Genomic DNA, 14,025 nt, shown 5'->3' with positions numbered 1-14,025 from the left:
ATAATTACGCTTTAGTAGATTTTAATTTAGCTCTTCTTCTTTCCGCCCATGAAATAGCATGTTTATCTAAACTTACAGTTAAGAAACGCATAACTCTTTCGTCACGTCTAAATTCAGTTTCAAAAGCTACAAGAACTTCTCCAGCTACTTTGAATTCGAATAAATGGTAAAAACCACTTTTTTTGTTTTGGATTTCGTAAGCCATTTTTTTAAGACCCCAATCCTCTTTCGATACCATTTCAGCTCCTCTACTAGTAAGAAATTCTTCAAATTTCGTTACTGTTTCCTTCACCTGAACTTCAGACAAAACGGGATTTAAAATGAAAACAGTTTCATAATGATTCATAAATACAATATTTATTTGTTAAAATTGGGTGCAAAAGTAATCATTAATTTTAAATAAACAACATATTTTTCCTTTTATTCGTCATAATGCAAAAAATATACGTCGACCTTAGTTTTTTTTCCAAAAAAACCATTACTTTTACTACTGCTATCCTGAATTTATTCTAAATTTTAAGTTATGAAACTAAACTGTGTTGTTGTAGATGATAGTTCTATACAAAGGACGATTATTGCCAAGCTGGTAAATAATCACCCTGGATTGCATTTAATCGGAGACTTTTCTAATGCAATTGAAGCTAAAAGCTGTATTTCCTTAAACAATATCGATTTAATATTTCTTGATATTGAAATGCCAGTTATCAATGGTTTTGATTTCCTGGACGGACTAAAATCTAAACCTCAGATTATATTTATTACTTCTAAAGCAGAATATGCTTTAAAGGCTTTTGATTACGATGCAACAGATTATCTGCAAAAACCTATTGCAGTTGATCGTTTTAACGCTTCTGTCAAGAGAGCAATTGACATGCATCTTCTTAAAAAAGACATTAAAGAAGAAGAAGGCGAACATATCTTCATTAAAAGTAACCTTAAAAAACTTAAAATATTCACTTCAAAAATCAAATGGATTGAAGCTTTTGGTGATTATGTGAGAGTCGTTACAGAAGACGACAGTAACTTGGTTCTTTCTACAATGAAGTCATTTGAAAATGATCTATCAAAAGATAAATTTATTCGTGTACACAAATCATACATTATTAATATAGATAAGGTAGAACGTTTTAACAGTAAATTTGCTGAAATCGGTATTACAAAAATACCTTTAAGCCGCAATAAAAAAGAAGATCTTGTTAAAGCTCTTTCTACTCCTTCTTAATAGAAGTCTACATTAACAATAACTTTTATAGCTCTGTATTGAGCCACAGCCTCAAAACTATTCAACATCTTCTGAATAGTTTTTTTTGTGTTTCCTAAATGCAGGTTTTGCGGAATCTTAATCAAGATAGTCCTTATATATTCATTTCGTATTCTGCTTATAGCCGGTTCTTCCGGTCCTAAAACTGGCATTCCCAGATTTTGGCTTAAAACCTGATACAACCACATTGATCCTTCTTTCAATTTATCGTAATCTTTATGCTTTAAAGTAAGTTTGATAATTCTGAAATAAGGTGGGTATTTATAAATCTGTCTATCATACAATTGCTCCTTATACATACTTATATAATTATGGTCTGTAACTTGCTGAATGGTATTATGATTGGGGTTATAGGTCTGAATTACAACTTTTCCTTGTTTTTCTGATCTTCCTGCTCTTCCTGCTACTTGTGTCATCATTTGAAAACTACGTTCAAAAGCTCGAAAATCAGGATGATGCAGCATATTATCAGCATTCATAATCCCGACCAGACTTACATTATTAAAGTCCAAACCTTTGGCAAGCATTTGCGTTCCTACCAAAATGTCAATTTCACGATTTTTGAAAGTATCGATTATCTTTTCAAACCCAAATTTACCTCTTGTAGTATCCTGATCCATACGAGCTGTTTTTGCTTTTGGAAACAAAGAAATCAGCTCTTGTTCTATTTGTTCTGTTCCAAATCCTTTTGTTGTTAAATCTATACTGGAACAGCTATGGCAATTTGTTGGTTTTGCAATAGAATAACCACAATAATGGCAACGTAATTGGTTTTTATGTTTATGGTAAGTCAAACTCACATCGCACTGCTGACAATGCGGAACGTGACCACAAGTTAGACATTCTATTATAGGAGAATATCCGCGTCTGTTTTGAAACAAAATTATTTGTTCGCCGAGAGACAACGCTTCAGCAATTTCTTCAATCAAAATATCGCTAAAGTGTCCTGTCATTCTTTTTCTGAAATGCTTGTCTTTCAAATCAACCAGAAGAACTTCAGGCATTCTCACATTTTTATAGCGTTCTGAAAGTGTCACCAAACCGTATTTATCTGCTTTCGCATTAAAATAAGTTTCAATACTTGGAGTTGCAGAACCCAATAATACTTTCGCTTTATGAAAATTAGCCAAAACTATGGCAGCATCTCTAGCATGATATCTTGGTGCTGGATCTGTTTGTTTAAAAGTCTGTTCGTGTTCTTCATCAACAATCAGCAATCCTAAATCATTAAATGGCAAAAACAGAGCAGACCTCGCTCCTATTACAATTTGCGCTTTTTCTGAATTTTCAAGTGTTTGTTTCCAAACTTCAACTCTTTCGTTGTTACTGTATTTAGAATGAAATACTGCTACCTTATCTCCAAAATGAAGACGCAAACGAGAAACCAATTGAGTAGTAAGTGCAATTTCTGGAAGCAGATACAAAACCTGTCTTCCTGTCTGCAAATATTCTTCAATCAATTTGATATAGATTTCTGTTTTCCCACTTGAAGTTACACCGTGAAGAAGACAGACTTCTTTTTCTAACAAACTGTTTTTTATTGAAACAAAAGCAGCTTCCTGTGCTTTACTCAACTGAAGTTCTTTTTCTGATTTTTTTCCTTCAAAAGTCACTCTGTCGTGCTGCAAAAAATATTCTTCAAAGATTTCTTTTTCAATTAAAGCTTTTACAGTTGTTGAAGTCGAATTGGATGCTTCAGTCAGATTTTTTACCGTAATTGGCTTCTTCTCAGAAGCACTTAATTGAAAATAAGTCAAAACAATTTCTTTTTGCTTATTGGCGCTTTTCAAGACCTCAAGCAATTCCTGCAAACCATTATCCGTTTCGTATTGAGAATGTAATTTCACATATCGAACTAATTTTGGTTTGTAGTTTTCTTTTATCTCTTCTTCCAAAAAAATAACATCTCTGGCAATTAATTTTTGAAGTGTTGGAAGTATGTTTTTTTTGTTCAAAATCGATACAATTTCTTGTACCTTCAAAGAACTCTGATGATGCAAAGCTTCATAAATCAGAAATTCATCGTCTGAAAGTTCGCTGTCATTAACAACAACATCAGGTTTATGCGAAATAATGGTTTCACTTTCCAATAATAATCCGCTTGGAAAAGCGCCGCGATATACATCACCGATTCCGCACATATAATAATTAGCAATCCAAAGCCAGTGTTTAATCTGTATTTCGGTTGCAATTGTTTTTTCATCTAAAATCTGGTGAATTTCTTTAGCCTCATAAAGTGTTGGTGCATTTTCATGAACATCCAAAACAAGAGCTGTGTATATTTTACTTTTCCCAAATGGCACCGCAACACGCATTCCTTTTTTAATGAAATGGTATTCGGCTTCAGAAATTCGGTATGTAAATGTCTTGGCTAAAGAAAGCGGTAAAATGACTTCGATGAAAAACATGCAATTCTTTTATTACAGGAAAATTACTTTTCCTCAGATGATTTGGCCAAATAAGCATTGACCAATTTTAAGGTATGATTTAAAGATTTATTTGTATTTCCTCCATCATGTCCTGGAATAATATACTTTGGTTTTTGAAATTTAGCCTCCACTTTAGCAATTGACTTCTTCCATTCTTTCACATCAGCATCTCCTAAATTACCTAAGTTTATTGCTTCTATGCTCTTTACAAAACAACCTCCGTAAAGAATTTTCTCTTTTGCAAACCAAACTACAATATTATCTGGAGCATGTCCTTTTCCTGGATAATACACTTCAAATTTGTATTGTCCGACTGTAAAAATGGAGTCATTCGGAATTATAAATTCAGATCTAGGCTCATTGTTCTTTTTCAGAATATCATCTGTCAGTTTTATAGAATACGTTTTGATTCCTTTTTTTTTATAAAAATCAAATCCGCCAGCACGATCTTCATGCGAATGCGTTCCAAAAAGCATAACAACTTCTTTATTATGCTTTAATTTTATGCTATCTAACAAAGGCTGAAACTGTGTTTTATCCCATGGAGCATCAAAAAGAATAACGCCTTTATTAGTAACCACATACATGGCATTGGCAGAAATCTTTACTCCTTTATAATTGCTAAAAGTCTTATAAACATAAAAGTCACCTGTAAGATGACTTATTTGTAATGGCGAATTCTTAGATTGTCCAAAGCTGTTTAAAACTATAACTAAGAATAAAATTATCAAAGCTAATTTTCGCATTTATATTTTAATTAATTTTTTACTCTTGTCCAGTATTGTGTTCTTCCCATTAAAGAAACTCCCACATAACCACGAAGTTTTAATTTATCGGCAGATTCTAAAGTAATATAACATTTGTATTTTTTACCACTTGTTGGATCCAAAATTGTTCCTCCGTTATATTCTGAACCGTCCTTTTTAAGACCATTCATGATAACCATTCCTAAAATTGGTTTGTTTTTTTCAGCTCCATCACATTTTACACAAACATCTTTTTTATGACTGTCGCGAAGAATATCTACCACTTTACCATATAATTTTCCTGATTTCTCGTAGATCTCTACGACAGATTTTGCTTCACCTGTTTCATCATCGATTGTTTTCCATTTTCCAATTACACTCTGGCTTTGCATGGTTAGCGCAAAGAAGAACACTCCGATAGTCAGCATCAATTTTTTCATACTATTTATTTTTTTTTTGTTTTAATTTTCTGATAGAAGCATTCAATTCGAACCCTAAAAGCAGAATCATACAGTTTATCCAAATGTAGAACATTAGAATTAATAATGTCCCAATAGAACCATAAAGTTCGTTATATTTTGAGAATTTTATAACCCAAATCCCAAAAAAGAACGAAGATATAACAATTAAAATTGTCGTAAATACCGATCCAATGCTAATAAAAGGCACTTTATTATACTGTTTTGTACCATAACGCAATAATATTGAAGATGTTATCAAAATCATTAGAATTACGAATAGGTATCTGCCTAAAATAATCAACGGAATTCTATCACTCAATACATCCTGAATGATTGTTTTTTGAATAAAAACCTCAAAAACAACAATCGTTGCAACCGTTACGAACAAAATAATCGTCATTACTAACGAAATTGCCAATGCAACCAAATATTGGCTAAAAAAACCTCGTTTGTCAAAGACATGTTTAGAAGATTCGAAACCACTCAGAATTCCGTTAATTCCATTTGCCATTAAGAAAATCGAAAGCAAAAATCCTGAAGACAGTAATCCAGAATGACTATTATTTAAGATATCGCTAATGATTTTACTAATCGCATCAAAAGTATTGGGTGGAACGCTCTGCTGAACAAACTGCAGAAAATCTTCTTGAAAATTATCAATAGGAATAAACGGAATCAAGTTTAGAATAAATAACGCAAAAGGAAACAATGCCATAAAAAAACTAAAAGAAACCGCACTTGCATGATACGAAAATGCCCCTTCAAGAATTCCTAAAGTATACATTTCAAGCAAATCATACAGCGAAAATCCTTCCAGCCAAGGCAATGTAATTTTCTTCAAAAGTCGGGCTAAAGAGCGCACCACAGGTATTTTCTCAATCCGAGCTTCTATCTCTTGCGACATATTTTTAGAATTTAGACCTTTTAGATCGTTAGACTTCTTAGATTCTCAATTTACAATTGATAATTTACAATTAACAATTTAAAAAGCTTTCAAACTCAAATCCATATTATAAACAGAATGTGTCAAAGCACCAGACGAAATATAATTAACACCACACAAAGCATATTCACGGACTGTTTTTTCGCTGATATTCCCAGATGATTCTGTCTGACATTTTGTACCGATTAAAGCAACAGCTGTTTTGGTATCTTCGTAATTGAAATTATCAATCAGAATTCTATGAACTCCATCGCTTAATAAAATTTCGCGAATTTCATCTAAGTTTCTAGCTTCAACAATAATCTTCAAATCCAGATTATTGGCTTTTAAATATTCTTTTGTTTTCTTGATGGCAAGCGTAATTCCACCTGCAAAATCAATATGATTGTCCTTCAACATAACCATATCGTATAGTGCAAAACGGTGATTTTCGCCTCCGCCAATTTTTACAGCCCATTTTTCGGCCACTCTAAAATTTGGAGTTGTTTTACGCGTATCTAAAATCTTTGCACTTGTTCCTTCTAAAAGCCCCATTAAATGGTTCGTTTTTGTCGCAATTGCAGACATACGCTGCATGGTGTTTAAAACCACTCTTTCCGATTTTAAAATGGATTGAGAACTTCCGGAAACTTCAAAAACGACTTCTCCGTATTCCACATGCGTTCCGTCTTCAATAAAAGTTTTCACTTTCAAATTGGGATCGACGTGTTCAAATATCATTTTTGCCAATTCAACGCCAGCAATTATCCCTTGATCTTTTACCAATAACTTAGCCTGCCCATGAGCAGTATCTGGAATACAAGCAAGCGAACTATAATCGCCTGGCCCGACATCTTCTCTAATGGCATTACTAATTAAAAGTTTTAATTCTGCTTGAAATTGAGCTTCGCTTATCATTTTTCTATTTTTAATAATACTGCTAAATTAGAACTTATTTTATGGATTTGAAAGTTTCCTTTCTGCGAAAAGTTATTTAAAACATTAAAATTTTCTTTTTTAACCATTGAGACATGAAGAAAATTAAGCTCAAGATATTAATAGTACTTTAAGGAAACAATGAGCATTAAAATTCTTTTAAGCTATCTATTGATTAAGAAAAATTAAACTCAAAATCTTAATAAACTTAATGCTTTAATGGTAGAAAAATCGACAAACATTAAATACCTTTGAAGTTCAATCAAGCAAAAATTATGGGATTAATTAAAGATATTTACTCTGTTTCTTTTTACGAAAAATTTGGTCAGGCTGTTGCCGAAGTACATCCTTCATTCAACAAACAAAAATTCATTGATGCCATTTACGAAGGCGATTTTGCGAAAAAAGAATGGAAGGAACGAATGAAACATACGACAGTTGTTTTACATCAGTTTATGCCAGAAAATTTTCCTGAAGCAACTGCTTTAATTGATAAAATCATTAAAAACTTAAAAGAAAACAAATCTACAAATGGTGGTTTAGAGTATATCTTTTTTGCCGATTATATCGAAACATACGGCTTAGATGATTTTAAAACTTCTGCAAAAGCTTTTGTTTCTATAACCCAATTTATAAGTTGTGAATTTGCCGTTCGTCCTTTTATTTTAAAATACAAAGAAAAAATGATTGACGAAATGGTAAAATGGTCTTTGCATGAAAACCATCACGTACGTCGTTTAGCAAGTGAAGGTTCAAGACCTAGATTACCTTGGGCAATGGCGATTCCGTTCCTCAAAAAAGCCCCTAATTCTATTCTGCCGATTTTAGAAAATTTAAAAAATGATCCTTCAGAATATGTACGCAGAAGCGTTGCCAATAATTTGAATGATATTGTAAAAGACAATCCAGAAATTGTACTCGAAATCGCTTCAAGATGGAAAGGTCACAGCAAAGAAACCGACGGAATTATCAAACACGGCTGCCGAACTTTATTAAAACAAGGACATCCGGAAATCTTAAGTCATTATGGCTTAGAAAGCACCAACATTGAACTCTCTTCTTTCGAAATCAAAACGCCAAAAGTAAAAATTGGAGATTATCTACAATTTCATTTTCATTTACATAATAAAAACGAAGAAGCCAAAACGGTTCGTTTAGAATATGCTGTTCATTACAAAAAAGCAAAAGGTCATTTGGCTAAAAAAGTCTTTAAAATCAGCGAGAAAATCTATCATCCGAATCAATTAACCAAGATTGAACGAAATCAGTCTTTCAAATTGATTACAACTCGTGTTTTTCATACTGGAATTCATCAATTGTCTATTATTATTAATGGAACTGAAAGTGAAGTTTTGGAGTTTGAATTGATTGATTAAAAAGCGTAAATCGTACAGTGCTGTCAGGCTGAGCGAAGTCGAAGCCACATTTGCTGAATTACTTTGCGGGACTTCGACTCCGCTCAGTCTGACAAAAAGAACCTAAAATCAGTAATTTGAACAATCATCAATTTTCCTTACTTTTATAGTTAATACCAAAAACAACTTTTCTTAATCTAAATTAAGTTACAGACAACCATCGCTGCTGTAATTTTGTTTTAAAACCAAAACAATATCACATGTCAAACATCAGTTTAATCATCGAAGAACGTGCTGCCAATATTGGCAATTTTATGGTGGGAAGATTATTGCCTTTCCGCGAAAAAAGAGCCGTTGGACCATTTGTTTTTATCGATCATATGGGACCTGCGCATTTAAGTGACCATGAAAATATGGATGTTCCTCCACACCCGCATATCGGGCTTTCAACTCTTACTTTTCTGTTTGAAGGAAGCATTATGCACCGCGATAGTTTAGGAACAGAATTAGAAATTAAACCAGGCGCTGTAAACTGGATGACAGCTGGAAAAGGAATTGTACATTCGGAAAGAACGCCTGAATATCTAAGACATTTAGACAAAATGCTTCACGGATTGCAGATTTGGGTGGCACTTCCGAAAGAATTGGAACAAATGGAACCAAACTTCACGCATGTTGAAGCAGATGATATTCCGGCTTGGGAAGAAGATGGTGTTTCATACAAATTGATTGCTGGTGAAGCTTTTGGCAAAAAATCTCCAGTTCCTGTTTATAGTCCGCTTTACTTTCTTGAGATTAAAAGCAAAGAAGCGAAGAAAATCAATATTGGACAGCATTTATTCGGCGAAAGTGGTTTATATATTTTAGAAGGAAGTATTAAAAATGGTGGACATACATACGATCCGAGACAAATTCTGATTACTACAGAAAGTTCGCTTTGCGAGTTTGAAATTGCCGCAAATTCTACGGTTTATATTTTTGGAGGAGAACCTTTTCCTGAAGAACATTTTATCTTTTGGAATTTTGTTTCTTCTGATAAAAACCTCATCGAAAAAGCAAAACAAGACTGGACAGCACAGACTTTTCCAAGAGTTCCAGGAGAAACTGAATTTGTACCATTACCTGAACCAAGAATCAAATAATTATGGATACAGTTAAAGCAACAATCGATACAAGAAAATATCGTACAGAAATAACATCTAAAACTGGTAACATCCTTATTTCTGATGAACCACAGGAAATAGGAGGGAAAAATTTAGGCTTTAGTCCGTTTGAACTTTTGGCCTCTTCTCTAGCCTCGTGTACCTTAATTACATTACGAATGTATATTGACCGAAAAGCCTGGGACGTTTCAGAACTTTCGATTTGGGTAGATTTTGAAAAAAATGAAGAACATACTGTTTCTTTATTTTCAACAAAAATCCTAATCACAGGAAATGTAGACGAAACACAAAAACAACGCATTTTGAAAATTGCCAACAGTTGTCCTGTTCACAAAACACTTATCAATACGATTAAAATCGAAACTTCATTAGTATAAATAATTATGGAAATTCAACAAATAAACAATACAAAAAGAGGTTCTTTTGATGCTATAGAAGACGGAAAAGAAGCTGGAAAAATGACCTATACTTGGGCTGGAGACGATAAATTCATTATTGATCACACAGAAGTCAATCCCGATTTTAATGGAAAAGGTGTTGGTAAAAAACTGGTTTTAGCGGCAGTAGATTATGCTAGAGCAAATGATGTGAAAATTATTCCGCTTTGTCCTTTCGCGAAAAGCGTTTTTGATAAGGTTGAAGAAATTCGTGATGTACTTTTTTCTTAAGGGACAAAGGTTCAAAGTGACAAAGTAACAAAGTTATTGTAGAGACGCACCAATGTGCGTCTTTTTTATTTTATTTACATACAGTTTGTCATTTCGAGTAACGACAACAGCGCGAAAAACTTTGCCCCTTTGTAACTTTGTCACTTTGAACCTCAAAGAAAAATCGTATATTTGCATGTAATTTAAACTTAGAGTATGACAAGGATAATTACGCTTTTCTGTATTTTTATAGCACAAATCGGCTTTTCTCAATCAGCTGAGAGTTATTTAGAAAAAATCAGAAATAATGAAGCTCTATTAACAGCTTTCTTTCAACAAATGCCTAAAGGAGGCGATTTACACCATCATTTTTCAGGGTCAATTTATGCAGAACCTCTTTTGGAAAGAGCTATTGCAGAAGACTTTTATTTGAATCTGGAAACTATGGCGGTTTCTAAAACCAAACCAGAAAAAGGAAAGTGGAAAAAGTTCTCTTCGATAATAGAAGAAGAAAAATTAAATCCCGAAAAACCAGAAAATGAAAAGTTAGATTACTACAAACAGCAGATTATGCAGACTTGGTCTATTAAAGACTATAATGGTGCCGTTCCTTCAGATGATCAATTCTTTGATTCTTTCATGAAATTTGAACCAACAATTGCAGGTCATTTTGGAGAAGGAATGCTCGAATTAAAAAAACGCGCCATTGCAGAAAATGTACTTTATATTGAGACACAATTATCGACAATTCCGTGCGATATGAATGTTTCTGATTTAACAGACTTCAATTCAAAATTACGTCAGACTGCTGTTCAAAAAGATGAAAAAGCTGCTTTCAAACTTTTAGATGAATTATACAAATCATTACAGCAGAAAGATGCTAAAAAATACGCATTAGATTTCAACAATAATTTTATTGCAAAACTGCATAAAGACTTAAAAATGGATGACGAAAATTTCACCATGCGTTATCAAAACTTTGTGCTTCGTTTTATGAGTCCGGTTGATTTATTCAAGAATCTAACAATTGCTTTTATTTCTGCAAACGACAGTAAATTGGTTGCCGGAGTAAATATCGTTTCTCCAGAACACGGCGAAAATTCAATGAAAGATTATTGGTTGCACATGGTAATGTTCAAATATTGTCATTCTAAATTTCCGGAGGTAAAATACACACTTCATGCTGGCGAATTGACTTTAGGTTTGGTTCAGCCAGAAGAATTGACTTGGCATATTAATGACGCGATTCACGTTGCCGGAGCAAACAGAATTGGTCACGGAGTTGATATTGCTTACGAAGCCAATTCGTATGATTTATTGAAATACATGTCTAAAAATAATATTCCGATTGAGATCAATTTAGCGAGTAACGAATTCATTTTAAAAGTAAAAGAAAACAGACATCCGTTTACACTTTACAAAGAATTTAATGTTCCAATTGTAATCAGCACTGATGATGCGGGAATTTTAAGAAGTAGCATGACGGAACAATATGTTTTACTGGCAAAAAGATATCCTGATGTGAATTACGAAACGATTAAAAAATACGTTTACAACAGCATTAATTATAGTTTTATTCAAGATGCTTCGGTTAAGAAACAATTACTGAAGGATTTAGATACTCGTTTTAAAGTTTTTGAAGCTAAATTTTCTAAAAACTAATATTTATATGCGTGAAACATTATACTCTCGCAAATCAGGCAGATAAAATTATATTTAAAAATTAAATTTGTGCCAATTAGTGTAATTCGTGGCAAAAAAAGACTAAAATGAACATCAAACTTATCGCAATAGGCAAAACAGACAATAAGTCGCTTCAAACTTTGATTGACGATTATACCAAACGTTTGTCGTTCTACATCAAATTTGAATTGGAGATTATTCCAGATATCAAAAATGTAAAAAACTTATCTGAAAGTCAGCAAAAAGAAAAAGAAGGCGAATTGATTCTTTCCAAACTTTCTGCAACAGATCAATTGATTTTGTTGGATGAAAACGGACAGACTTTCTCAAGCGTTGGTTTCTCCGAAGAATTGCAAAAGAAAATGAATTCTGGCGTAAAAACGTTGGTATTTGTAATTGGCGGACCTTATGGTTTTTCTGAAACCGTTTATAAAAAAGCACAAGGAAAAGTTTCGCTCTCGCTAATGACATTTTCCCATCAAATGGTTCGTTTATTTTTTATCGAACAATTGTATCGCGGATTTACAATTTTAAGAAATGAACCTTATCATCACCAATAATTAGTTTTCAGTTTATAGTTTTTAGTATTAAAAAATAAATTCTACTGGAAGCCTATCGAGATTAGACGTTACATATTTATGCAGCAAAATTTTGTATCGAATATATTCTTCATAACTCATATTCTTGTCAAAAACAAATACTAAATCGGGTACTTTTTGAAACTTTATGCTATAAAAGTTTTGTAGTATTTGAGTGGTTTTTATTTCCCTATTTCCCATAAAAACTTGTTTTCTTCCTTTTTTGAAATAAACCACGAAATTATCTTTATTAGGTCTCTCCATTTTATAATACACTTTCGTGAAAGGAACAAAAGCCAAATTTTTCCCGATTGAATCAGCATAAGAATAATAGTTTTCAGCATTTTCATTTTTATGAGCGCTGTCTGCTCTTTTCTTTTCCTGTAGTTTCATTACTTCTGGAATTACTACTTTTAGAGGCAAGCGCTTGTCAATATTAAAAATCCAATTGGTAGAGATAATACTACTTTTACGGTTTACATCGGCAATTGTATCTTTTCCTTCCTTTTTAAAGAAAATATAAATCGGCGAAAGATCTTGCACATCTTTCACAATTGTAATATTTGATTTTGGCAATAAAACATCTTCTTTTTTTCCGCAGGAAAATAGAAGGCAAATTATAAATAGAGAAAGGTATTTCATATTATTTTTTTTACGTCAAGGTTTGTCATTCTGAGGAACGAGGAATCACACGCGGGATTCCACAAAGAAAATCGCCAATCTTTATCGAGTTTCTTTTGTGATTTGCTTCGCCTATTCGCTATCGCTCGGGTCTCCTTTCAGTCGAAATGACAAATTAAACTATTACGAATTCAGTTTATTAAACAAAGTAACACATTCCACAGCTTCTTTCACATCATGAACACGAAGAATTTTTGCTCCTTTTGTCAAAGCGATAGTATTCAAAAAAGTCGTTCCGTTTAAAGCTTCTTGAGGTGTATTTCCAAGCGTTTTATAAATCATTGATTTTCTTGAAATTCCCGTTAAAACTGGTAATTCTAAAAGATTAAAAAGTTCCATTTTTTGCATTACTTCATAATTCTGATCGGTTGTTTTGGCAAAACCGAAACCTGGATCTAAAATCAAATCGTTAATTCCTAAACTTCTGGCTTTTTTTACTTTCTCCGAAAAATAAAAAAGCATTTCCTTTATAATATCATCATATTGAGTCAAACTCTGCATCGTCTGCGGATTTCCTCGCATGTGCATCATGATGTATGGAACATTGTAATTCGCAATTACGTCAAACATTTTTTCGTCCAATTCTCCAGCTGCAATATCATTAATAATTGCAGCACCGCTTTCTATACTTGCTTTTGCAACTTCAGCTCTAAAAGTATCAATTGACAATAATGCTTTCGGAAAGTGTTTTAAAATCAATTCAATTGCTGGGACAATTCGGTCGATTTCTTCTTGCTCCGAAACAAATTCTGCACTTGGTTTACTCGAATAAGCACCAATATCAATGAAAGTTGCGCCTTCAGATAGCATTTTATCAACTTGCGAAATAATTTCGTCTTCGTTTTTATATTTTCCTCCGTCAAAGAAAGAATTTGGAGTAACGTTCAAGATTCCCATTACTTTTGGGATTGATAAATCGATAAGTTCTCCTTTGCAATTAATTGTCATGATTTTGTTGTTTTTGGTTTCATGTTTCAAGTTTCAGGTTTCAAGTTCTCGAAAACGCAATCTATATCAACGTGAAACCTGAAACCTTAAACTTGAAACTTTTTCACATTCTAGTTCCATTAACACTTTGTTTAGAAAAAACTTGAAACAAAGAAAACCTGAAACTTGAAACTCTTTAATTTTATCCCTATTTTTGAAGAAATTTTAGCAAATAT

Annotated in this window: 15 protein-coding genes; 7 read left to right on the top strand and 8 right to left on the bottom strand. The window is 32.8% G+C overall.

All coding sequences use genetic code 11. From position 1 onward, the window contains the following. Window positions 1-4: 4 nt before the first annotated feature. Window positions 5-346 carry a 30S ribosomal protein S6 gene (gene rpsF, locus K6T82_RS08675; protein WP_026729424.1) on the bottom strand — a complete coding sequence of 114 codons (342 nt, stop codon included), beginning with the start codon at window positions 344-346 and terminating at the stop codon, window positions 5-7. A gap of 177 nt (window positions 347-523) precedes the next feature. Here rpsF and K6T82_RS08670 point away from each other — a divergent pair, with 177 nt between their 5' ends. Continuing rightward, complete coding sequence (locus K6T82_RS08670; protein ID WP_184163564.1) at window positions 524-1,222, top strand: LytR/AlgR family response regulator transcription factor; 699 nt, start codon at window positions 524-526, stop codon at window positions 1,220-1,222. On the opposite strand, the gene priA is transcribed toward K6T82_RS08670, so the two are convergent. The 5 genes from priA to nadC all read right to left on the bottom strand — a co-directional run bounded on the left by priA (window position 1,219) and on the right by nadC (window position 6,737). Next, complete coding sequence (priA, locus tag K6T82_RS08665; RefSeq protein WP_223705534.1) at window positions 1,219-3,669, bottom strand: replication restart helicase PriA; 2,451 nt, start codon at window positions 3,667-3,669, stop codon at window positions 1,219-1,221. The two genes, K6T82_RS08670 and priA, sit on opposite strands and share 4 nt — an antisense overlap. Window positions 3,670-3,692: 23 nt before the next feature. Further along, on the bottom strand, window positions 3,693-4,436 hold the full coding sequence (bla-B1-FLAV, locus tag K6T82_RS08660; protein WP_223705533.1) for a subclass B1 metallo-beta-lactamase: 744 nt from the start codon (window positions 4,434-4,436) through the stop codon (window positions 3,693-3,695). Between the two features lie 11 nt (window positions 4,437-4,447). Further along, the gene (locus K6T82_RS08655; protein ID WP_223705532.1) at window positions 4,448-4,876 is read right to left on the bottom strand and encodes a DUF2147 domain-containing protein; all 429 of its coding nucleotides are present in this window, start codon (window positions 4,874-4,876) and stop codon (window positions 4,448-4,450) included. A 1-nt stretch (window position 4,877) separates the two neighbouring features. Next, window positions 4,878-5,801, bottom strand: a complete 924-nt coding sequence (locus K6T82_RS08650) for a YihY/virulence factor BrkB family protein (RefSeq protein ID WP_223705531.1) — start codon at window positions 5,799-5,801, stop codon at window positions 4,878-4,880. Window positions 5,802-5,879: 78 nt separating this feature from the next. Then, complete coding sequence (gene nadC, locus K6T82_RS08645; protein WP_223705530.1) at window positions 5,880-6,737, bottom strand: carboxylating nicotinate-nucleotide diphosphorylase; 858 nt, start codon at window positions 6,735-6,737, stop codon at window positions 5,880-5,882. Window positions 6,738-7,030: 293 nt separating this feature from the next. Here nadC and K6T82_RS08640 point away from each other — a divergent pair, with 293 nt between their 5' ends. The 6 genes from K6T82_RS08640 (at window position 7,031) to rlmH (ending at window position 12,163) form a co-directional block, all read left to right on the top strand. Further along, the gene (locus K6T82_RS08640) at window positions 7,031-8,131 is read left to right on the top strand and encodes a DNA alkylation repair protein (protein WP_223705529.1); all 1,101 of its coding nucleotides are present in this window, start codon (window positions 7,031-7,033) and stop codon (window positions 8,129-8,131) included. A gap of 239 nt (window positions 8,132-8,370) precedes the next feature. Next, the gene (locus K6T82_RS08635) at window positions 8,371-9,252 is read left to right on the top strand and encodes a pirin family protein (protein ID WP_223705528.1); all 882 of its coding nucleotides are present in this window, start codon (window positions 8,371-8,373) and stop codon (window positions 9,250-9,252) included. Between the two features lie 2 nt (window positions 9,253-9,254). Next, a complete protein-coding gene (locus K6T82_RS08630; protein WP_223705527.1) occupies window positions 9,255-9,650 on the top strand; it encodes an OsmC family protein in 396 nt (131 codons plus the stop codon). Between the two features lie 6 nt (window positions 9,651-9,656). After that, complete coding sequence (locus K6T82_RS08625; RefSeq protein ID WP_223705526.1) at window positions 9,657-9,941, top strand: GNAT family N-acetyltransferase; 285 nt, start codon at window positions 9,657-9,659, stop codon at window positions 9,939-9,941. Window positions 9,942-10,136: 195 nt separating this feature from the next. After that, the gene (locus tag K6T82_RS08620; RefSeq protein ID WP_223705525.1) at window positions 10,137-11,582 is read left to right on the top strand and encodes an amidohydrolase family protein; all 1,446 of its coding nucleotides are present in this window, start codon (window positions 10,137-10,139) and stop codon (window positions 11,580-11,582) included. 107 nt (window positions 11,583-11,689) lie between these two features. After that, entirely contained in the window at window positions 11,690-12,163 is a 474-nt protein-coding gene (gene rlmH, locus K6T82_RS08615; RefSeq protein ID WP_223705524.1) for a 23S rRNA (pseudouridine(1915)-N(3))-methyltransferase RlmH, read from the top strand. 27 nt (window positions 12,164-12,190) lie between these two features. Here the strand turns inward: rlmH and K6T82_RS08610 are convergent, their stop codons facing one another. Next, on the bottom strand, window positions 12,191-12,823 hold the full coding sequence (locus tag K6T82_RS08610) for a hypothetical protein (protein ID WP_223705523.1): 633 nt from the start codon (window positions 12,821-12,823) through the stop codon (window positions 12,191-12,193). A gap of 162 nt (window positions 12,824-12,985) precedes the next feature. Then, window positions 12,986-13,810, bottom strand: a complete 825-nt coding sequence (gene folP / locus K6T82_RS08605; protein WP_223705522.1) for a dihydropteroate synthase — start codon at window positions 13,808-13,810, stop codon at window positions 12,986-12,988. Between the last annotated feature and the right edge of the window lie 215 nt (window positions 13,811-14,025).

Source organism: Flavobacterium potami (assembly GCF_020026915.1).
In the GTDB taxonomy this organism is placed as follows: domain Bacteria; phylum Bacteroidota; class Bacteroidia; order Flavobacteriales; family Flavobacteriaceae; genus Flavobacterium; species Flavobacterium potami.
This window is presented reverse-complemented; position numbering and strand designations above follow the sequence as displayed.

Excerpts from the sequence above, each read along its gene's own strand:
- rpsF (WP_026729424.1), bottom strand. The coding sequence starts at position 346 with ATGAATCATTATGAAACTGTTTTCATTTTAAATCCCGTTTTGTCTGAA.
- K6T82_RS08670 (WP_184163564.1), top strand. The coding sequence starts at position 524 with ATGAAACTAAACTGTGTTGTTGTAGATGATAGTTCTATACAAAGGACG.
- priA (WP_223705534.1), bottom strand. The coding sequence starts at position 3,669 with ATGTTTTTCATCGAAGTCATTTTACCGCTTTCTTTAGCCAAGACATTT.
- bla-B1-FLAV (WP_223705533.1), bottom strand. The coding sequence starts at position 4,436 with ATGCGAAAATTAGCTTTGATAATTTTATTCTTAGTTATAGTTTTAAAC.
- K6T82_RS08655 (WP_223705532.1), bottom strand. The coding sequence starts at position 4,876 with ATGAAAAAATTGATGCTGACTATCGGAGTGTTCTTCTTTGCGCTAACC.
- K6T82_RS08650 (WP_223705531.1), bottom strand. The coding sequence starts at position 5,801 with ATGTCGCAAGAGATAGAAGCTCGGATTGAGAAAATACCTGTGGTGCGC.
- nadC (WP_223705530.1), bottom strand. The coding sequence starts at position 6,737 with ATGATAAGCGAAGCTCAATTTCAAGCAGAATTAAAACTTTTAATTAGT.
- K6T82_RS08640 (WP_223705529.1), top strand. The coding sequence starts at position 7,031 with ATGGGATTAATTAAAGATATTTACTCTGTTTCTTTTTACGAAAAATTT.
- K6T82_RS08635 (WP_223705528.1), top strand. The coding sequence starts at position 8,371 with ATGTCAAACATCAGTTTAATCATCGAAGAACGTGCTGCCAATATTGGC.
- K6T82_RS08630 (WP_223705527.1), top strand. The coding sequence starts at position 9,255 with ATGGATACAGTTAAAGCAACAATCGATACAAGAAAATATCGTACAGAA.
- K6T82_RS08625 (WP_223705526.1), top strand. The coding sequence starts at position 9,657 with ATGGAAATTCAACAAATAAACAATACAAAAAGAGGTTCTTTTGATGCT.
- K6T82_RS08620 (WP_223705525.1), top strand. The coding sequence starts at position 10,137 with ATGACAAGGATAATTACGCTTTTCTGTATTTTTATAGCACAAATCGGC.
- rlmH (WP_223705524.1), top strand. The coding sequence starts at position 11,690 with ATGAACATCAAACTTATCGCAATAGGCAAAACAGACAATAAGTCGCTT.
- K6T82_RS08610 (WP_223705523.1), bottom strand. The coding sequence starts at position 12,823 with ATGAAATACCTTTCTCTATTTATAATTTGCCTTCTATTTTCCTGCGGA.
- folP (WP_223705522.1), bottom strand. The coding sequence starts at position 13,810 with ATGACAATTAATTGCAAAGGAGAACTTATCGATTTATCAATCCCAAAA.